The sequence below is a fragment of the Bradyrhizobium sp. BEA-2-5 genome (assembly GCF_032918025.1).
GTDB lineage: Bacteria > Pseudomonadota > Alphaproteobacteria > Rhizobiales > Xanthobacteraceae > Bradyrhizobium > Bradyrhizobium pachyrhizi.
On the sequence record NZ_CP136629.1, the window covers coordinates 4,705,227 to 4,730,238 of the forward strand.

General features: G+C 66.0%; 22 protein-coding genes and 1 pseudogene. 14 read left to right on the forward strand and 9 right to left on the reverse strand.

Annotated elements, in window-relative coordinates:
- Positions 1-5: 5 nt before the first annotated feature.
- The 4 genes from RX327_RS22015 to nadC are packed head-to-tail and all read left to right on the forward strand — an operon-like array spanning position 6 to position 4,398.
- Positions 6-962, forward strand: coding sequence for an NrtR DNA-binding winged helix domain-containing protein (locus RX327_RS22015; protein ID WP_317247099.1), 957 nt, complete (start codon positions 6-8; stop codon positions 960-962).
- A gap of 54 nt (positions 963-1,016) precedes the next feature.
- Positions 1,017-2,003 carry a quinolinate synthase NadA gene (nadA, locus tag RX327_RS22020; RefSeq protein WP_050384910.1) on the forward strand — a complete coding sequence of 329 codons (987 nt, stop codon included), beginning with the start codon at positions 1,017-1,019 and terminating at the stop codon, positions 2,001-2,003.
- Positions 2,000-3,550 (forward strand): L-aspartate oxidase, encoded by a 1,551-nt coding sequence (locus RX327_RS22025; RefSeq protein ID WP_028333922.1) that lies wholly within the window; start codon positions 2,000-2,002, stop codon positions 3,548-3,550. Before nadA ends, RX327_RS22025 begins: the two co-directional genes overlap by 4 nt.
- Entirely contained in the window at positions 3,547-4,398 is an 852-nt protein-coding gene (nadC, locus tag RX327_RS22030) for a carboxylating nicotinate-nucleotide diphosphorylase (RefSeq protein WP_317247100.1), read from the forward strand. Before RX327_RS22025 ends, nadC begins: the two co-directional genes overlap by 4 nt.
- Positions 4,399-4,402: 4 nt before the next feature.
- Here nadC and RX327_RS22035 read toward each other — a convergent pair whose 3' ends face one another.
- Positions 4,403-5,488, reverse strand: coding sequence for a COX15/CtaA family protein (locus RX327_RS22035; protein WP_317247101.1), 1,086 nt, complete (start codon positions 5,486-5,488; stop codon positions 4,403-4,405).
- A 190-nt stretch (positions 5,489-5,678) separates the two neighbouring features.
- On the opposite strand from RX327_RS22035, the gene RX327_RS22040 reads away from it, so the two are divergent.
- Positions 5,679-5,888 (forward strand): DUF2842 domain-containing protein, encoded by a 210-nt coding sequence (locus RX327_RS22040; protein ID WP_016844954.1) that lies wholly within the window; start codon positions 5,679-5,681, stop codon positions 5,886-5,888.
- A 97-nt stretch (positions 5,889-5,985) separates the two neighbouring features.
- Here RX327_RS22040 and RX327_RS22045 read toward each other — a convergent pair whose 3' ends face one another.
- Positions 5,986-7,014 carry a polysaccharide deacetylase family protein gene (locus tag RX327_RS22045; RefSeq protein ID WP_038377423.1) on the reverse strand — a complete coding sequence of 343 codons (1,029 nt, stop codon included), beginning with the start codon at positions 7,012-7,014 and terminating at the stop codon, positions 5,986-5,988.
- Between the two features lie 167 nt (positions 7,015-7,181).
- Between RX327_RS22045 and RX327_RS22050 the strand changes: the two genes are divergently transcribed.
- A complete protein-coding gene (locus RX327_RS22050) occupies positions 7,182-8,375 on the forward strand; it encodes a GNAT family N-acetyltransferase (RefSeq protein WP_317247102.1) in 1,194 nt (397 codons plus the stop codon).
- 4 nt (positions 8,376-8,379) lie between these two features.
- On the opposite strand, the gene RX327_RS22055 is transcribed toward RX327_RS22050, so the two are convergent.
- Positions 8,380-9,318: a LysR family transcriptional regulator gene (locus RX327_RS22055; RefSeq protein ID WP_050384913.1), complete on the reverse strand. Its 939-nt coding sequence runs from the start codon at positions 9,316-9,318 to the stop codon at positions 8,380-8,382.
- Positions 9,319-9,634: 316 nt separating this feature from the next.
- Here RX327_RS22055 and RX327_RS22060 point away from each other — a divergent pair, with 316 nt between their 5' ends.
- A complete protein-coding gene (locus tag RX327_RS22060; protein WP_050384914.1) occupies positions 9,635-10,972 on the forward strand; it encodes an MFS transporter in 1,338 nt (445 codons plus the stop codon).
- 45 nt (positions 10,973-11,017) lie between these two features.
- Here RX327_RS22060 and RX327_RS22065 read toward each other — a convergent pair whose 3' ends face one another.
- Positions 11,018-11,260 carry a hypothetical protein gene (locus tag RX327_RS22065; protein ID WP_050384915.1) on the reverse strand — a complete coding sequence of 81 codons (243 nt, stop codon included), beginning with the start codon at positions 11,258-11,260 and terminating at the stop codon, positions 11,018-11,020.
- A 65-nt stretch (positions 11,261-11,325) separates the two neighbouring features.
- Here RX327_RS22065 and RX327_RS22070 point away from each other — a divergent pair.
- A pseudogene (locus tag RX327_RS22070) lies at positions 11,326-11,613 on the forward strand (tripartite tricarboxylate transporter substrate-binding protein); the annotation flags it as partial.
- Between the two features lie 87 nt (positions 11,614-11,700).
- On the opposite strand, the gene RX327_RS22075 reads toward RX327_RS22070, so the two are convergent.
- A complete protein-coding gene (locus tag RX327_RS22075) occupies positions 11,701-14,058 on the reverse strand; it encodes an exopolysaccharide transport family protein (RefSeq protein WP_317247103.1) in 2,358 nt (785 codons plus the stop codon).
- Between the two features lie 175 nt (positions 14,059-14,233).
- Here RX327_RS22075 and RX327_RS22080 point away from each other — a divergent pair, with 175 nt between their 5' ends.
- The 4 genes from RX327_RS22080 to RX327_RS22095 all read left to right on the forward strand — a co-directional run bounded on the left by RX327_RS22080 (position 14,234) and on the right by RX327_RS22095 (position 18,989).
- Entirely contained in the window at positions 14,234-14,845 is a 612-nt protein-coding gene (locus tag RX327_RS22080) for a polysaccharide biosynthesis/export family protein (protein WP_410712071.1), read from the forward strand.
- A 3-nt stretch (positions 14,846-14,848) separates the two neighbouring features.
- Positions 14,849-15,988 (forward strand): glycosyltransferase family 4 protein, encoded by a 1,140-nt coding sequence (locus RX327_RS22085; protein ID WP_317247104.1) that lies wholly within the window; start codon positions 14,849-14,851, stop codon positions 15,986-15,988.
- A gap of 115 nt (positions 15,989-16,103) precedes the next feature.
- A complete protein-coding gene (locus tag RX327_RS22090) occupies positions 16,104-17,648 on the forward strand; it encodes an undecaprenyl-phosphate glucose phosphotransferase (protein ID WP_317247105.1) in 1,545 nt (514 codons plus the stop codon).
- 72 nt (positions 17,649-17,720) lie between these two features.
- A complete protein-coding gene (locus tag RX327_RS22095) occupies positions 17,721-18,989 on the forward strand; it encodes an O-antigen ligase family protein (protein ID WP_317247106.1) in 1,269 nt (422 codons plus the stop codon).
- Here RX327_RS22095 and RX327_RS22100 read toward each other — a convergent pair.
- Positions 18,961-19,455 carry a MarR family transcriptional regulator gene (locus RX327_RS22100; protein ID WP_193395223.1) on the reverse strand — a complete coding sequence of 165 codons (495 nt, stop codon included), beginning with the start codon at positions 19,453-19,455 and terminating at the stop codon, positions 18,961-18,963. The genes RX327_RS22095 and RX327_RS22100 overlap by 29 nt on opposite strands.
- Positions 19,456-19,578: 123 nt before the next feature.
- Here RX327_RS22100 and RX327_RS22105 point away from each other — a divergent pair, with 123 nt between their 5' ends.
- Positions 19,579-20,778: an FAD-dependent oxidoreductase gene (locus RX327_RS22105; RefSeq protein WP_050384960.1), complete on the forward strand. Its 1,200-nt coding sequence runs from the start codon at positions 19,579-19,581 to the stop codon at positions 20,776-20,778.
- 220 nt (positions 20,779-20,998) lie between these two features.
- On the opposite strand, the gene RX327_RS22110 is transcribed toward RX327_RS22105, so the two are convergent.
- The 3 genes from RX327_RS22110 to RX327_RS22120 all read right to left on the reverse strand — a co-directional run bounded on the left by RX327_RS22110 (position 20,999) and on the right by RX327_RS22120 (position 23,899).
- Positions 20,999-22,174, reverse strand: a complete 1,176-nt coding sequence (locus tag RX327_RS22110) for a saccharopine dehydrogenase family protein (protein WP_317247107.1) — start codon at positions 22,172-22,174, stop codon at positions 20,999-21,001.
- A 66-nt stretch (positions 22,175-22,240) separates the two neighbouring features.
- Positions 22,241-23,023, reverse strand: coding sequence for a DUF169 domain-containing protein (locus RX327_RS22115; protein WP_317247108.1), 783 nt, complete (start codon positions 23,021-23,023; stop codon positions 22,241-22,243).
- Positions 23,024-23,104: 81 nt separating this feature from the next.
- The gene (locus RX327_RS22120) at positions 23,105-23,899 is read right to left on the reverse strand and encodes a YdcF family protein (protein ID WP_317247109.1); all 795 of its coding nucleotides are present in this window, start codon (positions 23,897-23,899) and stop codon (positions 23,105-23,107) included.
- A gap of 66 nt (positions 23,900-23,965) precedes the next feature.
- Between RX327_RS22120 and RX327_RS22125 the strand changes: the two genes are divergently transcribed.
- Positions 23,966-24,907 (forward strand): acetamidase/formamidase family protein, encoded by a 942-nt coding sequence (locus RX327_RS22125; protein WP_317247110.1) that lies wholly within the window; start codon positions 23,966-23,968, stop codon positions 24,905-24,907.
- The last annotated feature ends 105 nt before the right edge of the window (positions 24,908-25,012 follow it).

The following is a 25,012-nucleotide window of genomic DNA, read 5'->3' on the forward strand; positions in this document are numbered from 1 at the left end:
ATCGCGTGGCCAGATCGCCGCAGAAATCCAGCGCACCGGCTTCGGGGAACGCGGTGACCGCCGATCTCGTCGCGGTGCTGGTCGCCGTCACCGAGGGCACGCCGAAGATCATGACCATCGCCGGCGGCTCCGCGCTGCCGAGCGGCCCGTTCGAGTTCACCCATCGCTCGCTGCAGACCGCGCTGCGGGCCTGGGTCGAAGCGCAGACCGGCCACCGGCTCGGCTATGTCGAGCAGCTCTACACCTTCGGCGATCGCGGCCGCTCCGGTGATGCCAAGGGGCCGCACAGCGTCTCGATCAGCTATCTCGGCCTGACCCGCGAGGATCGTGTCGGCGAAGGCTTTGAGGCGCACTGGTCCGGCTGGTACGACTACTTCCCTTGGGAGGATCATCGCGCCGGCGCGCCGGCCTTCCTGGCCAAGACGATCGCGCCGAAGCTGAAAACTTGGGCGAAGGCCGCGCCGTCACCGACGCTGCAGCGCGAGCGCTGGCAGCGCTGCGCCATCACCTTTGGCCTCGACGATCGCGACTGGAACGAGGAGCTGGTACTGCAGCGCTATGAGCTGCTCTACGAGGCCGCGCTGATCCCGGAAGCCGGACGCGGGCATGGCCACGAGGCGCCGGTCGTGCCGGGCAAGCCGATGACGGCGGATCATCGCCGCATTCTCGCGACCGGGATCGCGCGGCTGCGCGCCAAGATCAAATACCGTCCGGTGGTATTCGAGCTGATGCCGGCCGAGTTCACCCTGCTGCAACTGCAACGCAGTGTTGAGGCGCTCGCAGGCCGGCTGGTCCACAAACAGAACTTCCGCCGGCTGATCGAGCAGCAGGAACTCGTTGAAGAGACTGGCGCAATGGCCGCCGATACCGTCGGCCGGCCGGCCAAGCTATTCCGCTTCCGCCATGCCGTGCTGGCCGAGCGGGCTGTCGCCGGCACCAAGCTCCCGCTTTCGCGCACTTGACACGCCTTATGCTCAGGATAAGTATAAGCCATCTTATGCTCACGGAGAGTATAAATGGTTGCACTCGATACCGATCTGCTCACCCGCACCGCGCCGCTCTATGAGCGCGTCAAGCGCGTCATCCCGCCGTTCGAATGGGCGACTTTCGCCGAGGACGTCGATGCGATCCTTGCGCTGAAACGCCGCCGCAATGCGGTGGTGCTGGCGCACAACTATCAGACGCCGGAGATCTTCCATGGCGTCGCCGATATCGTCGGCGACAGCCTGTTGCTCGCGCGTGAGGCGACCAAGGTCGATGCCGATGTCATCGTGCTCGCCGGCGTGCATTTCATGGCCGAAACGGCAAAGCTGCTTAATCCGGCCAAGACCGTGCTGATCCCCGACCTCAAAGCCGGCTGCTCGCTGGCGGATTCCATCACGGCGCAGGACGTGCGGCTGATGCGCGCGCGCTATCCGGATGCGCCCGTGGTCGCCTACGTCAACACCTCGACCGCGGTGAAGGCGGAGTCCGACATCTGCTGCACGTCGGGCAATGCGCTAAGGGTCGTTGAATCGCTCGGCGCCGAGCGCGTCATCATGCTCCCTGATGAATATCTGGCGCAGAACATCGCCAGGCAAACCAGCAAGAAGATCATCGCCTGGAAGGGCCACTGCGAGGTGCACGAGCTGTTCACCGCCGATGACGTGCGGCAGCTGCGCGAGAATTACCCCGATGTCACCGTCCTGGCGCATCCGGAATGCCCGCCCGAGGTGGTCGCCGAGGCGGACTTTGCGGGGTCGACGGCGGCGATGCAGTCGTTCGTCGAGACCAAGCGTCCGCCGCGCGTCGTGCTGCTGACGGAATGCTCGATGAGCGACAACATCGCGGCCAGAAATCCCGATGTCGACTTCGTCCGCCCCTGCAATCTCTGTCCGCACATGAAGCGGATCACGCTGAAGAACATCCGTCACGCGCTGGAGACCAACCAGCACGAGGTCACCATCGACCCCGCGATCGCCGATCGCGCGCGCAAGAGTGTCGAAAGGATGCTGGCGATATGAGCATTGATATCTCCGATCTCAACGGCCGCCCGGTGATCATCGGCGGCGGTGCCGCCGGGCTGATGACCGCGCTTCAGCTAGCCCCCGAGCCGGTCGTGCTGCTGTCGAAATCGCCGCTCGGCGCGGAAGCTTCCAGCATGTGGGCTCAGGGCGGCCTTGCCGCACCGGTCGGCGCCGATGACAGCCCTGCCCTGCATCTCGCCGATACGCTCGCGGCCGGCGCCGGCCTTTGCGACGCGGCCGCCGCGAGCCGGATCGTCCACGCCGCGCCCGCAGCCGTCGAGCAGCTGGCGAGGCTCGGCGTCGCCTTCGACCGGCACGCCGACGGCAGCTGGCGCCTCGGGCTCGAGGCCGCACACCGCCGCAACCGCATCGTCCACGCCACTGGCGACGGCACCGGCCGGGAGATCATGCGCGCGCTGATCGCGGCGGTCCGCCAGACGCCGTCGATCACACTGCTGGAAGGCGTCGAGGCGCGCCGGCTGATCATCGAGGACAATGCGGTCAGGGGTGTGCTTGCAGCGAGCGACCGTGGCGCGCTGACGATCGCAACCAACCGCGTGGTGATCGCAACCGGCGGCATCGGCGGGTTGTTCGCCGACAGCACCAATCCCGGCGGATGTTTCGGCCAGGGGCTCGCGCTTGCCGCACATGCCGGCGCAAAACTGTCGGACATCGAGTTCGTCCAGTTTCATCCGACTGCGTTCGACGGGCCGTCGCGCCCGATGCCGCTGCTGACCGAGGCGATCCGCGGCGATGGCGCGGTCTTGATCGACGAGACCGGCCGGCGTTTTATGGCCAATCAGCCCGGCGCCGAGCTTGCGCCACGCGATATCGTCGCGCGCGCCGTGTGGCGCCATCGCGCCGCGGGACATCGCACCTTCCTCGACGCGCGCGAACATCCGGGCGCGGAGTTTACCCAGCGCTATCCCGTGATCAGCGCGTTCTGCAAGATGGCCGGCATCGATCCCGCGCATGATCCGATCCCGATCCGGCCGGCGGTTCACTACCACATGGGCGGCATCACGGTTGACGGTTTTGGCCGCAGCACGGTGCAGGGCCTGTGGGCCTGCGGCGAGGCCGCGCGCACCGGGTTGCACGGCGCCAACCGGCTCGCCAGCAACTCGCTGATGGAAGCGATCGTCTGCGCGCGCTGGGTCGCCGAGAGTATCGAAAGCGTGAGTGCGGGCCCGCGCGCCATGCTGCGCGACGATGCGATGCCACAGGCTTCCGATCCTTCTGCCGTGCGACCGATCCTCACCCAAGGCCTCGGTGTGCTGCGCGACCGCGACGGGATCGCCCGCGCGATCCGCAGCCTCTATCCACTCGCATGCGGTCACAGTGCGGCGTCCGATGCAGCATTGGTCGGATTGATGGTCGCGGTTGCCGCCATCCGGCGTGAGGAAAGCCGCGGCGGCCATTTCCGCAGCGATTTCCCGCACACTGCTGCGTCGGCCGTTCCGTCGTCCCTTACCCGCGCCGATGCACTCGCCGCCGCGCGCGACATCGTCGAATCCACGCCATTTGCCAGGAGTGCCCTGTCATGACCCTCAATCCCCTGTTGCCGCTGATCTATGAGCCGATCGTGCAGACTGCGCTGCGCGAGGATCTCGGCCGCGCCGGCGATATCACCGCGGACGCGATCGTGCCGGCCGGCCAGCAGGCGCGGCTGGTGATGCGCGCGCGGCAGCCCGGCGTGATCGCCGGGCTCGACGTCGCGCGGTCAGCCTTCCAGACGGTATCGCCGGCCATCACGCTGCGCGCCGAACGGCCCGATGGCAGCGCGGTCGAACCCGACCAGGTCATCGCGATCATCGACGGCCCGGCCCGCAGCCTGCTCACCGCCGAGCGGACCGCGCTCAACTTCCTCTGCCATCTGAGCGGTGTCGCCACTGCAACCGCCACGCTGGTCAAGGCCGTGGCGGGCACCCGCGCGCAGATCGTCTGCACCCGAAAAACCACGCCTGGATTTCGCGCACTGGAGAAATACGCGGTGCGCTGTGGCGGCGGCTTCAACCATCGCTTCGGGCTCGACGACGCCATCCTGATCAAGGACAACCACATTGCGGTCGCCGGCGGCATCCGTCCGGTGCTGGAGCGCGCCCGTGCCCACGCGGGCCATCTCGTCAAGATCGAGATCGAGGTCGACACGCTGGCGCAGCTCGAGGAGGCGCTGACGCTCGGCGTCGACGCGGTGCTGCTCGACAACATGACGACCGAGCAGCTCAGCCAGGCGGTGGACATGGCGCGCGGCAAAGCGATCACCGAAGCCTCCGGCCGCATCACGGCGGCGACGGCCGCGGCGATTGCCGCCACCGGCGTCGATTTGATCTCGGTCGGCTGGGTGACCCACAGCTCGGCCGCGCTCGATATCGGGCTCGACTATCTGTCCTGATCGATCAACCGGGCTGGCCGACCGCAACGAGGGTCGGCTGGTCCCGCTCGGTCCGGCGCGCGGCGAAGCGCTCGGCCTGCATCACCGCAAGCGTCAACACCACGATCGCGACCGCCTGGTGGGCGAGCGCGAGATCGATCGGCACCTGATTGAGCAGCGTGAGGATGCCGAGCGTCGCCTGCAGCGTGATCGCCGCCACCAGCCACCAGGCCCCCGCGATGACAGCGCCGCCGGCGCGCGCGCGCATGGCATCGATCGCATGTGCGATCGCCAGCGCGACCAGCAGATAGGCGGTCATGCGGTGCTCGAACTGCACGGTCAGCACGTTGTCGAACATGTTGCGCCACCACGGCGTCTCGAACCACAACCGCTCCGCCGACGGGATGAACGCGCCGTCGATCTGCGGCCAGGTGTTGTAGACGCGCCCGGCGCGCAGGCCCGCGACCAGCGCGCCGAAATAGATCTGCACGAAGGTCACGACGAGAAGCAGCGCGCTCGTGAGCTTCAGCCTGAGCGGCGCGATCACGGCCGGACGGTCGGTCAGGCGCCGCAGCGTCCAGACGATCGCCGCGAAGATCAGCAGCGCCAGCACCAGATGCGTCGCCAGCCGATACTGCGATACTTCGATGCGTTCCGAGAGGCCGGACGCGACCATCCACCAGCCGACGCCGCCCTGCAGCGCGCCGAGGCCGAAAATTACCCACAGCCGCCTGCCGAGCTCGCCGCTCACCGCGCCGCGCCACAAGAAATACAGGAACGGCAGCAGATAGGCCGCGCCGATCACGCGGCCAAGCAGCCGGTGGCTCCACTCCCACCAGAAGATCTCCTTGAACTCGGACAGGCTCATGCCGGCGTTGAGCTCGCGATATTGCGGGATCTTCTTGTAGGCCTCGAATGCTTCGGTCCACTGCGCCTCGGTCAGCGGCGGCAGCGTGCCGGTCACCGGCTTCCATTCGACAATCGACAGGCCGGACTCCGTGAGCCGGGTGGCGCCGCCGACCAAGACCATCAGGGCGATGAGGGCGGCCACCGCGACCAGCCAGACCCTGACGGCGCGGAGCTGCGATGTCTTTGCGGAAATACCGGCCATTTCGCCCTGACTTGATTGGATTTTCGGGCCCCTTATAGTCCGCCGCGCCCGCGGCGCAAGCGCCGCCCGGAGCCTCGTTCCGATCAAGCCGGAAGGAAGCTCCAGAATGTTGTTTTGACGCGTTTTCTTTGCGCAGCCGGTGCCCGCTTCGCGCGAAAACGCCCTGGATCACGAGTTGCAAATATCCGCCATGGCCATACGCACCCGCAAACTGCTCGGAACCATCTTCCTGCTGATCCTGGTGGTGGTGTGGTCGCTGCTGGGCATGACGGTCGCCCAGACGCCGTGGCTTGCCAATTCGGGGCTGCTGCAGGCGATCTTCTACGTCGTCGCCGGCCTCGGCTGGGTGCTGCCGGCGATGCCGATCGTCGCCTGGATGTCGCGGCCCGATCGCGCCTAAAGCATGATCCGGAAAAGTGCGCAGCGGTTTTCCGAAAAGGTCATGCTTAAACAAGGACCTAAAGCGCGATGGCGATTCAACCTAATCTCATCGCGCTTTAGGTAGCGTTCTGGTCGCGCGCACTGCGCGTCGGCCGTACCGGCGCGAACATCACACCCGACAGCAACACCCGCATCATCCGCAATGAGCGCACGCGGCCGTCCCATGCGATGCGCGGCAGCGCGTGGAGGTTGGTGCGCCGCTGCGCCTCGACGACCCCTGGTATGGTCGACACCGCGCTGGCAAAGCCGGCCTCCTCGGCCATCACGACATGCGGACGGCCGAATGCATCGCGGTCCCCGAACGGGAATGCGAAATGCCTGACCTGCCGCCCAAGCGCGCTCTCGGCCACCGCGTTGCCCATCGCCATCTCGCGCTGCGCGTCGGCATCCCTGAGGCTTGACAGTGCCGGATAGTTCACGGTGGCGCTGCCGAACGTCACGTTTGGATCGGCGGCAAGCTTCGCCAGATCCTGCCAGTCGAGTGACGCATTGCGTGACAATTGGGCCGCGTCGGCCGAATAGCGCCTGGCGAGATCGTTCAGCGCGTACGACAGGTCCGACGGCGGCAGCTTGCGCAGCCAGCCGGACAGGAAATCGAACAGCTCGTATTTGTCCGACAGCGTCGAGACCGCGAAGTGCCGTTCCCTGCCGTCGACCATGAGGCCGATGCGGCTCTCGCGGGCGATGATGTCCTCGAGCGCCAGCCACCACGCCGCGCCCACACCATCCGGGAAAGCCGTCGGCAGATACAGGGTGAAGGGGACGCGGTGCCTCATGAGCACCGGCCAGGCATGGGTGACGATGTCCTTGCTGGCGCCGTCAAAGGTCAGGCAGGCAAAGCGCCGGCGCTCCGGCAAGGTCACCGCGCGGCGGCAAGCCTCGTCGATTCCGACGATGTCATACTGCCAGCGTTTCAGCGCGCGGATCGTGCGATCGAGGAAAGCCGGCGTGATCTCCTGGGACTTCAGCGGCTGAAACCGGCCGCGTCGCGCGGGACGAACGCGGGCGAAGCGCAGGATCACCCCGGCGCCGCCGCTCTCGCGTTCCCGCAGCTTGAAGACGCCACTGAAATACGCGAGCTCCATTCGGGCCCGTCGTAAAATCCCGCTGTCCGGCGCCAAGATCCCCGTCCTTGTCAGGCGGTTCCCGCACACCGCCACGGCATTGTTATTACTCTTTGTTGACATTTCCCTGCGAAGGTCGGCCCAGCCGAGAACTGTAAATTAATACCTAAAAAAATTTGGGTTCCGAGATGACCATGGCGGCGGCAATCGAAGGCCAGACGGCTGAGACGCGGGCGTGGCCTGACGCAATCCGCGTTGCCGGCGTCGACATCTTTCATGATCTCACCGCGGCCGAGGCCACCTGGCGCAGCTTCGAGACATCGCAGCACAGCTACACGCCCTATCAGCGGTTCGATTTCCTCGCCAGTTGGCAGCGCCAGGTCGGCGAGCGCGAGGGCCTGCGGCCCTTCATCGTCGTCGCCCATGACGGCGAACGCCGGCCGCTGCTGCTGTTGCCGCTCGCAATCGAGTCCCGCCTCGGCGCGAACTGCGCGAGCTTCATGGGCGGCAAGCATGCAACCTTCAACATGGCGCTGTGCGAGAGGGATTTCGCCGCTAACGCGACGGAAGCCGATATCGCGGCTCTGATCGGATCGATCACCGAACGCTCCCGCGCCGACGCGCTCGTGCTCTGCCAGCAGCCGCTGCGCTGGCAGGACTTGCCGAATCCGCTGGCGATGCTGCCGCACCAGCCTTCGGTCAACGACTGCCCGGTGCTGGCGATCGAGCCCGGCGCGGCCCCCGCGGCGCTGATCAGCAACTCGTTCCGCCGCCGCCTCAAGGGCAAGGAGCGCAAGCTGCAGGCGCTGCCCGGCTACCGCTATTACGTCGCGAGCGAGAGCGCCGATGTCTGCCGCCTGCTCGACTGGTTCTTCCGCGTCAAGCCGGCGCGGATGGCGGAACAGAAGCTCCCGAACGTCTTCGCCGAGCCCGGCGTCGAACCGTTCATTCGTGCCGCCTGCCTCGCTCCGCGCGCCGACGGCAACGGCTATGCGATCGACATCCATGCGCTGGAATGCGACGAGGAGGTGATTGCGATCTTCGCCGGCGTCGCCGACGGCGAGCGCTTCTCGATGATGTTCAACACCTACACGATGTCGGCCAATTCCAAGTTCAGCCCCGGCCTGATCCTGATGCGCGATATCATCGATCGCCATGCCGGCCTGAACTACCGCTCGCTCGACCTCGGCATCGGCTCGGACGACTACAAGCGAATGTTCTGCAAGGACGACGAAGCCGTCGTCGACAGCTTCATTCCGCTCAGCCTGCGCGGCAAGCCGGCGGCCAGTGCGCTGTCGGCCATCAATCGCGCCAAGCGCGCTGTGAAGCAAAATCCGGCGCTGTTAGAGATTGCCCAGAACCTGCGCAGCATGTTCCGCTGAGCACTCAGCTCGCCGCGTCGCCCTGCTCTGCGCCGCCACTCGGTACGCCGAGCCGCTTCATCGCGTCGAACAACAATGCCGCGGCGGGTGACAGCGCACGCTTGCGCAACTTGATCAGGCCGTAATTCTCCAACAACAGCCTGTCGCGCAGGCGCAGCACCTTGAACCGCTGCGGATCGACCAGATCGAACACCAGCATGGGGACCGGCACGATCGCGTCGATGCCTGCGGCAATTCCGACCGAGGCGAAAAACGACTCGGTGTTGATGACCCGGCGCGGCGGCGTCACGCCGCGGCTCATGAACAGCCTCTCGAGCGCCTGGCGCATGAAGGATTCGCGCGGCTGGCAGATCCATTGCTGGTCGGCCATGTCCTCCAGCTCGACCGTCTCGCGGCCGGCCAACGGATGCTCCGCACGAACGAGCAGCACCGCCTCCTCCGCGCCGATCTCGTAATAGTCGAATTGCCGGGGGTCGATGCCGGCGGGAATCCTGGCGACGACGAAATCGAACTCGAGCGCCAGCAGTCGCGTGATCAAAGGCGGGCTGGTGCTGACATCGAGCGAGATGTTCACCCGATGCAGCTTCTCGCCAAGATACTGGATCACGTCGACGACGAGATCGATGCTCGGCTTGGCGACTGTTCCAACGGAGACGGTGCCGAGTTCACCGGACTTGTAGCCCGCGAACTCGTCGGTGACCTGGTCGAGATCGGCCAGCACGCTTTTGCCGCCACGGATCAGGATCGACCCATAGTCCGTCGGTTCGACGCCGCGCGCCGTGCGCTCGAACAAGGGAACCCGCGCCAGCGCCTCGATTTCGGCGAGCATCTTCGATGCCGCCGACTGGGTGATGTTCAACCGCTCGGCGGCGAGCTGCAACTTGCGCTCGTTGTCGAGAGCGACCAGCAGGCGCAGCTGACGCAGTTTCAGATTATTGATCACGGCCCGCCACCATCCTGCCCGGAAGAGCGTTTTTCGTTCCGATTAAGCCGGAACGGGGCTCCAGAACTGCTTGGACGCGTTTTCTTGACGCGAACCGGCAGCCACTTCGCTGGAAATGCTCCAAGGTTCCCGCGTTTATACCGCGGTGCATCATGACAGTTTCGCCGTGGCTCCATTCCCAAATGCCATTAGTCACGCGGCCGTCGATTACACAACAATGAACGGGACTTGCAAGGGCAACGAACCGCTGCGGGTGCGCCAGGTGCCGCCCCGAACAGCGCAGTGATCGTCTGCCGAATCCGAAAAACAGGAAGGGATGGGAACGATGAGCGACGATGTCGAGAAGCGCGCGATCGGAAAGATGATGCGGCGGCTGATTCCGTTCCTCATCCTGTGTTACTTCGTGGCCTATCTCGATCGCGTCAATGTCGGCTTCGCCAAGCTGCACATGAACGCGGCGCTCGGCCTCAGCGAGGCCGCCTACGGGCTCGGCGCCGGTCTGTTCTTCATCGGCTACTTCTTCTTCGAGGTGCCCTCCAACATCCTGCTGGAGCGGTTCGGTGCACGGCGCTGGATTGCCCGCATCATGATCAGCTGGGGCATCGTCTCGGCCGCATTTGCCTTCATCCCGCAGATGTCAGCGGCGAGCGGCCTGTCGAGCGAATGGATCTTCTACTTCCTGCGCCTCCTGCTCGGCGCCTGCGAAGCCGGCTTCTTCCCCGGCATCATCTTCTATCTGACGCTCTGGTTCCCGTCGGTGTACCGCGCGCGCGTCATCAGCCTGTTCATGCTGGCGATCCCGATCTCGAGCATTATCGGGGCGCCGATCTCGGGATTGCTGCTCAACCTGTCGGGCGCCGGCCTGACCGGATGGCAGTGGCTGTTCGTTTGCGAGGCATTGCCGTCGGTCCTGGTCGGCTTCGCTGTCCTGACCTTCCTGCCGGACTTTCCGCGCCAGGCAAGCTGGCTGCAGCCCGACGAGGTCAAGTGGATCCAGACCACGCTTGAGCGCGAGCGGCAGCAAACCGAGGCCGTGGAGCATATTTCCGTTCTGCGGTCGCTCACCGACTCGCGGGTCCTTGCCTGCGCCTTCGTGTATTTCTGCCTCAACGCGGCAAGCTACGGCGTCGCATTCTTCCTGCCCACCATCATCAAGGCGTTCGGCGTCACGGACACCCAGACCGGCTTGATCGCGGCCTTGCCCTTCGTGTTCGGCGCGGTCGGCATGGTGCTGCTCGGCCGCCATTCCGACAAGACCGGCGAACGGCGATACCATGTCGCCGGCGCGCTGACGCTCGCCGCCGTCGGCATCGGCCTTGCCGGGCTGGTATCGAATCCTGTGCTGATCGTCGCCCTGCTCTGCCTTGCGCAGATCGGCGTGTCGGCAGTGCCGCCGATGTTCTGGCCGATGCCGGCCGGCATCCTGACCGGCGCCTCGGCGGCGGCAGGCATTGCCGCGATCAACTCGCTCGGCAACCTGTCAGGCTTCGCCGGCCCGTTCGCCGTCGGCTATCTGAAGGACCTGACCGGCAGCTTCACGGCGGGCCTGCTGCTGCTCGCCGTGATGGGACTGATCGGCGCGCTGGTCACGATCAGGCTGCGGATCGATCCGGTGCTCGAGCGAACCGCGCGCGAACCGATGATGGCGCACTAGGCATCGGGCGCCTGCACCGGAAGGGAACGGCGCCTGTAATGCCCGTCACCTGCCGGCGGCCGCCTTGCTCGCGGCCGCCTTCGCGATCTCACGGATGCAGGCGATGAATATCTCGGCGGTCGGGCCCAGGGTGCGGCCCTTCAGCGTGACGATCGCCGCCGAGACGGCGGCCGCCCGCGGAAGCTGAACCGGAAGCACCTTCAGCCCGAGATCGCCGCCGGCAAACTGCGCGACCGAGCCCGGCAGCATGGTGATGAAGCGGCCGGTTGCGGCGAGCCGGCAGCACAAATGAAGCGACAGCGGGCAGAGGGGCGGTGCAGGATCTCCTGAAGGGCGAGATCGCGTCGGCGGTGATGCCGATCGACAGCCTGCTGGGCCAGGTCCAATCCGGACAGCTTCGCGCTCTGGCGACGACCGGTCCCGGCCGTCTCAAATCTCTCCCCGATGTGCCGACGGTGGCGGAAGCCGGTTACCCCGCACTTCAGGACGTGACCTGGTTCGGCATCTTCCTGCCGGCAAAGACGCCCGCGGCAATCGTCGCGCAACTCAACAGCGCGATCCAGGCGTCATTGCGCACCGACGAGGTCAAATCCGGCATGGCCAAACTGTCGGTCGACGTCGACGCGGTCGCGATGAATGACTTTGCGCAACTGCTCGCCACCGAATCCGATCGCTGGAAAGGGATCGTGCGGGCGACCGGATTTACCCCGACGGGCTGCCGGTGGCGCTCAGGCGGCGACCACCCGCGGGCCCCTCGCGACCGCTTCCGACGCCGCGCAGGGCTTGCTCAGCATCGTCACTTCGGCGAAGCCGACCGCCTTGAGTTGCTCGACCATCGAGTGGCGGGCATCCTGCGCCATGGCGGCGTCGGGCACGACGACCGCCTGCGCCTTCGCGGTCAGCAGTTCGGCCGGCAGGTCGACGGCCGAACCGGCGTCGAGCAGCACGTGGTCGTAGACCCTGAGCAGCGCATCGATCGCAAGGGCGAGCCGCGGCGATCGCAGATGCGAGCGATCGAAGCCCGGACGCCCGGCGCTGACAATCTGAACACGCGACTGCCGATCCTTGGTGATGATCTGCGCGAAGGTCGCCTCGCCCTGCATCAGCTCGGCAAGGCCCGGCGCCCCGGGATCGACGGTCGCCGACGTCAACACCGGCGAGGACGCGACGAGATCGACGACGACGACCTTGACCTGGCGCGCCATCAGACGCGCCAGCGTCAGGGCGGTCAGCGTAACGCTATCAGCCGCAGCCGGGCCGAGCACGGTGACCTTGTGGGCGGCGGGACCGGCGGCGACGAGGCGCTCGGCGAGCTCATCGATCTCGTCGGCGGTCTGGGCTGACTCAGGCGGCGCCGGAGGTTCATAGGCAGCCGCAGGCTCCAGCGGCAGTTCGGGCTCCACCGCCGGCCTCGGCGCGACCGGCGATGCGAGCGCGGGTTCAGGCGGCAGCGCCGGCGCGGGCTGGTCCACGGTTGCGGCATCCATGACCGGCTCGCGGCGCCTGATCACGGCGGCCGCCGGCGCGAAGGCGCGGCCAACCGCACCGGGCGCGGAGATGCGCAGCAGCTCGCCGGTGATGATGATGCCGGACGAAAGCAGCAGCGTCGCGATGGTCGCGATCAGCACGATCGGCAGCTTCTTGGGATAGGCCGGCGTGTTCGAGACGATGGCACGCGAGATGATGCGGCCGTCCGTCGGCGCGGTATCGATGGTCTCGCGGGTATTGGCTTCGCGGTACTTGGCCAGATAGGTCTCGAGCAGGTCGCGCTGCGCCTTGGCTTCGCGCTCCAGCCCGCGCAGTTGCACGTCCTGGCTATTGCTAGACGATGCCTGCCTCTTCGACTGGTCCAGGCTCGCCTGCAACGCCATGACACGGCCATCGGCGACGCGGGCGTCATTGTCCAGCGAGCGCGAAACCTTGCCGGCTTCCTCGCGCAATTGCCGGTCGAGATCGGCGATCTGCGCCTTCAATTCCTTGATGCGCGGATGGTTGTCGAGCAGCGTCGACGACTGCTCGGCAAGCTGCGCGCGCAGCGTGCCGCGCTGTTCGGCCAGCCGGCGGATCAGCTCGGAATTGAGGACCTCGGATGCCTCGATCGGCTTGCCGGTCTGGAGCATCTCCTTGATCAGCCGGGCCTTGGATTCCGCATCCGCCTTCATCGAGCGCGCATTGTTGAGCTGGGTGTTCACCTCGCCCATCTGCTGGTTCGACAGCGTGGTGTTGTTGGTCCCGACGAACAGGCTCGACTTGGAACGGAAGTCCTCGACGCGCGAATCCGCGTCCGCGACCTTGGTGCGCAGCTTGTCGATCTCGCCGAGCAGCCATGTGCTGGCGGATTTGGCCTGGTCCTGTCGCGCGGCCTGCTGCAGCACGAGATAACCGTCGGCAATCGAGTTGGCGACGCGCGCCGCAAGCTCGGGATCTTCCGACTGGAACTCGATCACCATGACCCGCGACTTGTCGACCGCAAAAGCCTGGAAGCGCTCGTAATATGAATCAAGCACCCGTTCTTCCGGCGTCAGGCTGAACGGATCACGGCCGATGCCGAACAGCGCCAGCAGCGACTTCAGCGGCGAAAAGCCGCGCAGCACCGGATCAAACTCCGGACGCTCGGCGAGCTTGTTCTTCCTGATGATCTCCCGCGCGAGATCGCGCGACAACACCAGCTGCACCTGGCTGGTGACGGCCTCGGCGTCGAGCGAGGTGCGCTCCAGGTCGCGCTCGCCGTTCGGACGCAGGAAGGCGTTCTCGCGATTATCGATCAGGATTCGCGCTTCCGACTTGTAGCGCGGCGTCACGATGTTGACCGCGGCAAGCGACAACGCGAACACCAGCACCGTCGGCACAATGATCCAGCCGCGCTTGCGCGCCAGCGCGCGGCCGAGCACGTGCAGGTCGAGATCGGCCGTCTCCGCCGGACGGGCCGGCTTGTCAGGAGCAGGCTTGTCAGGAGCAGGCTTGTCAGGAGCAGGCTTGGGCGCAGCCGGCTTCACGACAGCTTCGTCGGCGACGGGCGCAGACTTCGGCAACGCCCGTTGCACGACGGCCTTATCCTTGCCTCTACGCCAGAATGCAAAACGCATAACGAACCCCCGCGGACACCGCGACTCCATCTCAATGGGGCGATTACACTCCATTAAGGTTGCCGCTGGGTTAATCGGTGGGGTTGACGGGCATGGTCGCCACCACTCGCCCCGTCATTCTTTGTTAACCATGAGTGCCGTTAATCGGGGCCGATCTTGTCTCGGGATTCCTCACATGCGCGATCTGCGCGCTCCCCTTATTTGCCTGGTCACTGCGCTCGCGCTGTCGGGCTGCATGGGCCGAACGTCGCCGGTCGCCAGCGACCCCGGCCTCGATTCGATGGCGTATGCTGCGCCCGCGGCCTATGCCGATCCCGCGCCGACGCGCGAGGGCTATAATCTCGACGCCGGCGACAAGCTTCGCGTCGTGGTCTACGGCCAGGAAGGCCTCACCAACAGCTATGCGATCGACGCCGGCGGCTCCATCACCATGCCGCTGATCGGCGCCGTGCCGGCGCGGGGCCGCACCACGGCAGGTCTGGCCGGCGAGATCGCCGCGCGCCTGCGCAACGGCTACATCCGCGAGCCGTCCGTGGCGGTCGAGATCGAGGCCTATCGTCCGTTCTTCATCCTCGGCGAAGTCCAGGCCCCCGGCCAATATCCCTATGTGCCCAACATGACGGTCGAAAGCGCGGTCGCGATCGCCGGCGGCTTCTCGCCGCGCGCCAGGCGCGACGAGGTCACCCTCACCCACACCGATGCATCCGGCGCAGGCCGCTTCGTTGCTCCGCTGGGCACGCCGATCGGCCCGGGTGACACCGTGTTCGTCGGCGAGCGCTGGTTCTGATCGATGGCGCAGGATCAAACCCAGCAACGGCCACTTCGCATCCTGCACGCTGTGCGTGCTCCGGTCGGGGGCATCTTCCGCCACATCCTCGACGTCGCCAACGGCCAGGTCGACCGCGGCCATCATGTCGGCATTCTCGCCGACAGCCTCACCGGCGGGGAGCGCGCCGACAAGGCGCTTGCCGAGCTCGCGCCTCGGCTGAAGCTCGGCGTGCACCGGCTCGCGATCCGCCGCGAGCCGCGCTTCGCCGACTTCATGGTCTGGACCCACATCGCCGGCCTGATCCGCAAGCTGAAACCCGATGTCGTCCACGGCCATGGCGCCAAGGCCGGCGCCTATGTCCGGCTGCGGCGGCGCTCGAGCAAGGTGATCCGGGTCTACACGCCGCACGGCGGCTCGCTGCACTACCCGCTCGACACCTGGAAGGGCCGCTTCTACAGCCAGCTCGAGCGCACCCTGATGAACAGCACCGACCTGTTCCTGTTCGAGAGCGCATTTGCCCGCGACACCTATCAACGCATCGTCGGCACGCCGGCAGGCCTCGTGCGCTGCGTGTTCAACGGCGTCACCGCGGAGGAATTCGAACCGGTCCCCCGCGCCGACGATGCCGCCGATGTGGCCTATGTCGGCGAGTTCCGGCGCATCAAGGGCGCCGATCTCCTGATCGACGCGGTGGCGAAGCTGCGCGCCGAGGGCAAGCCGGTGACGTTGACGCTCGGCGGCGACGGCGAGGAATTCGAGCGCCTCAAGGAGCAGGTGAAGCGGCTGTCGCTCGGTGAGGCCGTCCGTTTCATCGGTCACGTCAAGGCGCGCTTTGGCTTTTCGAAGGGCAGCCTGCTCGTGGTGCCCTCGCGCGGCGATTCGATGCCCTATGTGGTGATCGAGGCGGGCGCGGCCGGCGTTCCGATGATCGCGGCCGATGTCGGCGGCATCCCCGAGATCTTCGATACCCACACCGACGCCCTGTTCGCGCCGAGCAATGCCGGAGCGATGGCCGACGCGATCAAGGCCGCGCTCGACGATCCCGCCGCGACCGCGGCGCGCGCCGAGCGACTGCGCGAACGGATCTCGGCACATTTCTCGCAAGCCGCGATGGTCGATGGCGTGCTCGCCGGCTATCGCGACGCATTTACCAAACGTTAACCACTTCTTGCACACGTAACCGTTTCTTCCGATTTGTCCCTTTAAGTCACGTCCGGGGGAATTTTCGTGCTGCGCGCGGATGCCCATCTGCATGCGCAGGAATGGACGTGGACTCGTGGAACCGTTTAACGCACGCTCGATGCTGGATGCCGCTGCGCCTGCGACGGCCGCTCAGCCGCAGATCGAACGGCGCCGGCGCCTCTCGCCGGCCGCGCTCGCCGTTACCAACCAGAAGGTTCGCGGCGCCTACTCGCCGGTCGTGATCGCCGGCGTGGTTCGCCTCGCCGACTTCGTGCTGCTCAGCCTGGTCGGCGTCGGGCTCTATCTCGCCTATGTCAGGCCGCTCGCCGGCGGCGGCATTCACTGGGGATACATCGCATCGATCCTCGGCATGTCGGCTGCCGCCGTGGTCTGCTTCCAGGCCGCCGACATCTACCAGGTGCAGCTGTTCCGTGGTCAGCTGCGGCAGATGACCCGGATGATCTCGTCCTGGTCCTTCGTCTTCCTGCTGTTCATCGGCATCTCCTTCTTGGTCAAGCTCGGCGGCGAGGTCTCGCGGGTCTGGCTGTCGTCGTTCTTCTGCGTCGGCCTTGCGGTGCTGATCGCCGAACGGCTGCTGCTGCGATCGATGGTACGCGCCTGGGCGCATGACGGCCGGCTCGACCGCCGGACCATCATCGTCGGCTCCGACAGCAACGGCGAGCAGCTGGTCGAGGCGTTGAAGGCGCAGGAAGACTCCGACATCCACGTGCTCGGCGTGTTCGACGACCGCAACGACAGCCGCGCGCTCGAAACCTGTGCCGGCGCGCGCAAGCTCGGCAAGGTCGACGACATCGTCGAGTTCGCCCGCCGCACCCGCGTCGACCTCGTGCTGTTCGCGCTGCCGATCTCGGCGGAAACGCGCATCCTGGAGATGCTGAAGAAGCTCTGGGTGCTGCCGGTCGACATTCGCCTGTCCGCGCACACCAACAAGCTGCGCTTCCGTCCCCGCTCCTATTCCTATCTCGGCGAGGTGCCGACGCTGGACGTGTTCGAGGCACCGATCACCGACTGGGATCTGGTGATGAAGTGGCTGTTCGACCGCGTGGTCGGCAGCCTCGCGCTGCTCGCGGCCCTGCCGGTGATGGGCCTCGTCGCGCTCGCGGTGAGGCTCGACAGCCCGGGACCCGTGTTGTTCCGCCAGAAGCGCTTCGGCTTCAACAACGAGCGCATCGACGTCTACAAGTTCCGCTCGATGTACCATCACCAGGCCGATCCCACCGCCTCCAAGGTCGTGACCAAGAACGATCCGCGCGTCACTCGCGTCGGCCGCTTCATCCGCAAGACCAGCCTCGACGAGCTGCCGCAGCTCTTCAACGTGGTGTTCGCCGGCAACCTCTCGCTGGTCGGCCCGCGGCCGCATGCGGTGCAAGGCAAGCTCCAGAGCCGCCTGTTCGACGAAGCCGTCGACGGCTATTTCGCCCGCCACCGCGTCAAGCCGGGCATTACCGGCTGGGCCCAGATCAACGGCTGGCGCGGCGAGATCGACAATGAAGAGAAGATCCAGAAGCGCGTCGAGTTCGACCTCTATTACATCGAGAACTGGTCGGTGCTGTTCGACCTCTACATCCTCCTGAAGACGCCGATCTCGCTGCTGACCAAGAACGAGAACGCGTATTGAGAATTCAGCCGATTGCCGTCGTTGCGCGCGCAATGACAAACGTATGTATCTGTTGCGTTGCGTGAGTATCCGATGGCCTATGCGGCGACAGCCGGGACGTCCCATTCGCTGACATCAGCACCAACCGGCGTGCTGGCGCTGCAGCGCGCGCTGGTGTGGCTGGTCGGCGCCTCCGGAGCGATCGTCTTCATCGAGCCGAGCCCGTACGAGATCGTCACGCTGACCGCCTGCGTGCTGTTCTTCGCCACGGGCCTGCGCATGCGGCTGGTGTTCATGCCGCTGCTGTTCACATTGATCGTGCTCAATGTCGGCTACAGCATCGGCGCGGTGCCATTCCTCGACAAGCCGGAGGTGGTGAACTGGATCCTGACCTCCTGGTACATGGCCATCACCGTCATCTTCTTCGCGATGGTGATGTCGGAGGATACCGAAGCCCGCCTCGACATGCTGCGCCGCGGCCTGATCGTCGGCGCGATGATCGCTTCGCTCGCGGGCATCGCCGGCTACTTCCACCTGGTTCCCGGCGGCAACGACCTCCTGACGCTCTACGGACGCGCGCGCGGCACGTTCAAGGACCCCAACGTGCTCGGCGCCTTCCTGATCCTGCCGGCGCTGTTCGCGCTTCAGAGCGTGGTCTCGGACAGGCTGGCCAAGGCGTTGCGCAACGTCATCGCCTTCGGCATCATGTCGCTGGCGATCCTGCTCGCCTTCTCCCGCGCCGCCTGGGGCGGATTGGTGCTGACCTCCGCCTTCATGCTGGCGCTGATGGTGCTGACCAGCCGCACCAATGCGCAGCGCTCGCGCATCATCGTCATGGCCCTGATCGCCGCGATCCTGGCCGTGGCGCTGATCGCGGTGCTGCTCTCAATCGGCTCGGTCGCCGAGATGTTCAAGCAGCGCGCGAGCTTCGATCAGAGCTATGACGAAGGCCGCTTCGGCCGGTTCGGCCGGCACATCCTCGGCGCGGAGATGGCGCTCGACCTGCCGTTCGGCATCGGCCCCCTGCAATTCCACCGCTACTTCCCCGAGGACACCCACAACTCCTACCTGAACGCCTTCATGTCCGGCGGCTGGCTCGCGGGGATCTGCTATCCGGCGCTGGTGTTCGTCACCGCGGTCATCGGCTTCCGCTACATCTACATGCGGGTACCCTGGCAGCGCGCCTATCTCGCGGTCTTCTCCGCCTTCCTCGGCACCGTCGGCGAAAGCTTCGTGATCGACACCGATCACTGGCGGCACTTCTGGATGATGCTGGGCGCGATGTGGGGCATGTATGCGGCAGCCGAGCGCTACCGCGCGACGTCGGCACGGATTATCGACGAGTCTTCGGCGGCATCCTGAGACTGGCGCGCTGCTCCGGCGGCATGTCGATCACCGCCTTCAATGCTCCGGTCGCTTCCAGCACGCCCTTGTAGCCGTCATTGGCGAAGCGCAGCAGCAAGTGCAGCTCGTCGTCGGTGTAGCTGCTCCACAGCTTGAGCATCGCCTCCTGCATCGGCACGTAGAACTTGCCGATCTCCGCCGCTTTTTCCTCCACCACCGAGATGAAGACCTTGCGGCGGTCGCTCTCGTCCCGCTCGCGGCGCACGTAACCCGCCTTCTCCAGACGATCGACCACGCCGGTGATCGCGCCGGTGGTCAGCCCGGTGACCTCGGCGAGGCGCCCCGCGGTCACCCGCCCCTCAAGGTGCAGGATGTCCATGCATTCCATGTCGGAATTGGAAATTCCGGCCATGTTCGCAACGGCTTGGCCGTACATCACGCCCTGCGCGGATGACCGGCGCATCGCCTCCTCGAGTTCCTGCATCAGCGCTTGGCGCGAGGTCGTGCTTGACAAGTCGGCTCCCATCTCTTATTCGCCTAATATCTTATGTACTAAGATAATTAGCAACTGACCTTTCCTATCCCACACGGATGCATGGAGCAAGGCATGACCTCACGTCCCCGTAAAGCTCTGATCATCGGCGCCGGCATCGCAGGTCCTGTCACCGCGATGTTCCTGACCCGCGCCGGAATCGAGACCGAGCTCTATGAAGCCTGGCCCTACTCCTCCGGGATCGGCGGCGGGCTTCAGATCGCGCCGAACGGCATGCACGTGCTGGCGGGGCTCGGCCTCGCCGACGAACTGATCCGCAACGGCTCGATCGCGGAGTCCTTCGACTTCTATTCGCAGGGCGGCAAGAAGCTCGGCTCGCTCAACCAGAACATGCAGCAGCGCTTCGGCCAGCCCGCGGTGAACATGTGCCGCGCCACGTTGAACGAGACGCTGATCGACAAGGCCTGGGCCTCCAACGTCTCGGTGTTCTTCGAGAAGAAACTGGTGAAGATCGAAGACCGCGGCGACCAGCCCGTGATCGCCTATTTCAACGACGGAACCACCGCCGAGGGTGATTTCGTGATCGGCGCCGACGGCGTGCACTCTGCCGTGCGGCGCCACGTGATCCCTGACGGCCCGACGCCGTTCGACACCGGGCTGATCGGCTTCGGCGGATTCGTGCCCCGCGCGGTGATCGAGAAGCTGCCGATCGGCCAACGGGTGGCGACCACGTTCGGGCAGAGCGGCTTCTTCGGCTATGGGATGTGCAGCCCCGATCCGGACACGGGCGCGATGTGGTGGAGCACGCAGCCGTCGCACGGCATGACCGCGGCGGCCTACCGGCTGCAGAGCCAGGACGCGATCAGGCAGCATCTGCGCGATTTCCACGCCGGCTGGCACGCGCCGATCCCTGCGATCATCGAAGCTGCGGAGAAGATCGTGGTCACCGACACACTCGACGTCGCGACGCTGCCGACATGGTCGCGCAAGCGCACGCTGTTGATCGGCGACGCCGCGCACGCCACCAGCCCGCATGCCGGCCAGGGCGCATCGCTGGCGCTGGAGGACGCGCTGCGGCTCGGCATCCTGCTGCGCGAGGGCCAGGAGCTCGGCATGACGTTCCAGGCTTTCGAGCACGAGCGGCGCCCGCGCGCCGAGAAGATCGTGGCGATCGCCCGCCGCAACGGCAACAGCAAGCGCGAGTTCAGCCCGACCGGCGCCTGGCTGCGCGATCACATGCTGAAGTTGCTGCTGCCGGTGTCATCCAAGGGTATGGACTTCATGTACGCTTATAATCCGCGCGCGGCGGCGTAGCGCTCTATCTTCTCCCTCTCCCCGCTCTCTTGTCCGCCGAAGCCCGCCTTCGGGCGAAGGCGGATGCGGGGTCGAGACGAGCGAAGCTCGCTCTTAGAGAGTTAGGGTGCGGGGCTCTCTCCACGCACAATGCGATTGGACTGACCTGTTCCCCCTCACCCGGATCGCATCTCACGATGCGATCCGACCTCTCCCCGCAAGCGGGGCGAGGTAAGAAGCACTACTTCTCGACCTCAAATGTCAACCCGGCGTGATCCACCAGCCGCTTGATCAGCTTGTGCTGCATCGCTGCGCCCGGCGTCCAGAAGCCGCCCGGAACATCCGTCGCATCACGCAGCAGGCAGATCGCGCATTCGGAGATCATCTTGGAGGTCGAGCCGTAGCCGGGATCGCGGTCGCCGGTGACGCCGGCGCGGACCTGGCGTCCGTCCGGTGCGATCGCGACGTAGAGCAGATCGAACAAGCCGTTCTCGCGCTCCTCCTTCGACGGCCCTTCGCCCGGCTTCGGCGCGTTCGGGCCGGTCTTCTCGGCATTGGCCGCCATCACGCGCTTTGCATTGGCTTCGCCCTTCTCTCCGGGACCGGTCAGGACCATCTCGTCGTAGACGAAGTCCTTGCCGTAGGGAAAGCCCATCAGCATGTTGGAACGATGGACGTTGCGGGTGTTGATCAGCGCCATCATGAACGGCGCGGCCCAGGATTGCAGATCCTCCTCGTAAGCCGGCTTGCTGCCGCGCGGCTGCTTCGGACCCTCGAAGCCAGGCGTCAGCGCGAACGGATTGTTGAGGATCGCAACCAGGCTGAGGTCCTTGGCGACCGCATCGAAGGTCGCCTTCGCACTGGCCGCTGTGCCGCCTGACAGCGTGCCGCGCATGTCGCGCACCCGGCCCTTCACGCGCGCGGTCGGCGCGCCGAACACGCGCCTGGCTTCTTCCTGCACGAAGAACGTGCCGAGCTCGAACGGCACGGAATCGTAACCGCAGGAGAACACGATGCGCGCGCCGCTCGCCTTGGCCGCCGCCTCGTACTTGTCGATCATCTGCCGCATCCAGACCGGCTCGCCGCAGAGATCGAAATAATCGGTGCCGCTTTCCACACAGGCCGCGATCAGCTCGTTGCCATAGAGCTGATACGGTCCGACCGTCGAGACGACAGACTTGGTTTGCGCCAGCATCGCCTTCAGCGAGCCGGCATCGCCGGCATCGGCCACGATCAGCGGCGTGTCGGCGGGCGCGCCGATCGCATCGCGCACCGAGGCGAGCTTGTCCTTGCTGCGCCCGGCCATCGCCCATTTCAGGCTACTGTTGCGATAATGTGCCGCGAGATATTCGGCGACGAGCTGGCCGGTGAAGCCGGTCGCGCCGTAGACGACGATGTCGAATTTCGACGAGGACATGGCTCAGGCTCCCTGCGCAGCGAATTGGGCGCCCTTTTGTCATCGCGGGCGCGGCAACGCAATGCGCTATTTCTTGTACGATACGCCCATGCCGGCGCGCACGTCGGCCTGGATGCCGTAGGGCGCGATCGGGTAGCGCAAACCGTTCTTGGCAAGCTGCTTCATGCCGGCGATCGCCTTCACCAGATAGGCCGGCGGCAGCGCCATCAGCATCTCCTCGTCCGGCACGCCGCCATAGCGCCGTTCGGCATAGCATGGCAAGGACAGGCTGGGCTCCCCGGTCTTGAGCGCCCGCCCCCAGGAATCCGCACACGCGGTCTCGCCGACCACGCCCCATTCGAACTTCCGGTAGCCGGTATATTGCAGCCCGTTGATCAGGATGATCATCTGCCCCGGCGTCGCATAGACGAGGCAGATGTCGGGCGGATCGAGCCGGCCGCTGGTCAGCGGGCTCACCGCCATCGCCTGGTACTGGCCGTACGGCACCACGTCGAGCGCCTCCTGACGCTTGCGCGCGTCTTCGGCGGTACCGTGCCAGACCCCGACATAGTTTTCGCCGGCGAGCCATTTCTCGTCCTGCGGCGCAAGGCCGATCACCGCGCGGCATTGCGTGCCGACGAGGTCGTCGGCGGTGATGCCGACGGTCCATCCGAGGCGCGCGGCCATGCTGACGATCTGATCGGTGGTGTGAATTGCGTTCGGACGCCGGACCTTCGGGATCGCCTCCATCTCCTCGACGCGCGCGAACATCTTGATGCCAATCACCGTGGTCTTCAGCCGCAGCAGATTGTTCAGATCGGTGACGATTGCGCCGAGGTCGAACTGTTCCGGCGGTGTCTGTTGCTGCATGGCGAAAACTCCCGTGGGCGGCGGCTTGGCGCCGCCTGTTGATTTGATGTTAGCCGGATTGGCCGGTGAAGGCGACAAGCCTCAACGTGCAGCCGGTCCCGGCAACAAATCGTCGGTTTTGCCGGCCAGGTGATAGGCCAGAAGCCCGACCCACTCCCGCGTGCCGAGATCGGTGCGCGACAGGCCGTCGATCGCAAGCGTCGCGAAGCTGAAGACATCGCCGACGCGCCAATCGACCGGATAGGCCTCGACATTGAATCCCGCCTTGCGGAACAGCCCGACCGAGCGCGGCATATGGTAGGCCGAGGTGACGAGCAGCCAACGCTCACCCGGCCTGGGATCGACCAGCGCCCTGGAGAACTCGGCGTTCTCCACCGTGTTGCGCGAGCGGCGTTCGATGATCAATCGCGACCTGCCAATGCCGAGCCCCTCGAACATCTCGGCGGCATAGTCGGCTTCGCGCGCATCGTTCGAGATGAGGTTCGCGCTGCCGCCGGTGAACACGAGGCGCGCATTCGGATATCTGCGCGCGAGCGCCGCCGCCGCGATGACGCGATCGGCCGCGCTGCGCACCACCGGCGTGCCATGCGCAACCGACAGATCGGCATCGACGGAGCCGCCGAGCACGATGATGCCGTCCGGCGCGCCGCGCGAGGCGTCCCATGTCGGGAAGCGCTGCTCCAATGTGGAGATCAGGACATTGCCGAGCGGCGAGAAGCCGCAGATCGCGAGCAGCAGCAGCGCGGCCACCATCAACCTGCGGCCGAGGCGCGCAAACCGCGTCAACAGCAGCATGGTGCCGATCACGCCGATACCGATCAGGAAGTTGATCGGCAGCAGCATGATGCCGAGCGTCTTGGAGAGCACAAAAAACAAGAGAAGCCCCTGCGAAGTTCTGCTACAGCGTCATACGCTGCTGGGAAACTAATCAAAAGCCGGCAAATGACCCATCATCACCTGCATTCCAGCCCCGAAACCTGCCATTGGGGCTTCTTCGAAGCCAAGCTGAAACCGGTTCTGACCGTCGCGAGTGGCGACGAGATCACGATCGAGACCGTCAGCGGCGGCCCGGACGTGGTGCCCGACCGCGGCAAATTCTTCGTTCCGCCGGAGCTCGACGAGATCCATGCGAAGTGCGAGCGGATGGTACCTGGACACATCCTCACCGGTCCGATCGCGGTCGAGGGGGCCGAGCCCGGCGACGTGCTCGCGGTCGAGATCCTCGACGTTCAGCTTCGGCAGGATTGGGGCTGGAACATGATCAAGCCGCTGTCCGGGACCCTGCCCGACGATTTCCACGAGACGCGCATCCTGAACATCCCGCTCGACCGCTCGCGGATGACCGGCCGCTTGCCGTGGGGCCTTGACCTGCCTCTCAAGCCGTTCTTCGGCGTGATGGGCGTTTCGCCGCCGCCGGCCTGGGGCCGCATCTCCTCGCTGATCCCGCGCGCGATGGGCGGCAATCTCGACAACAAGGAGCTCGGCGCCGGCGCGACGCTGTATCTGCCGGTGTTCGTTCCGGGCGCGATGTTCTCCTGCGGTGACGGCCATGGCGTGCAGGGCGACGGCGAGGTCTGCGTCACCGCGATCGAGACCGCGCTCCAGGGCCGCTTCCGCCTGACGCTGCGCAAGGACCTCAAGCTCGACTACCCCCGCGCCGAGACGGCGACGCACTACATGACCATGGCCATGGACCCCGACCTCGACCAGTGCGTGGTGCGCGCGCTGCGCGACATGATCGCGCTGCTCGGCGAGACGCGAAATCTGTCGCGCGAGGACGCCTACACGCTGTGCAGCCTGGCCGCCGATCTCAGGGTGACCCAGACCGTCAACGGCGCCAAGGGCATCCATTGCATGATCGCCAAATCGGTGGTCCACGGGTAACCACGCACGTCATTCCGGAACGATGCGCAGCATCGAATCCGGAATCTCGAGATTCTCCGGTGCGCAATTCGCGCACCTGAGGATCGGCTCTGCGAGCCGCCTGGA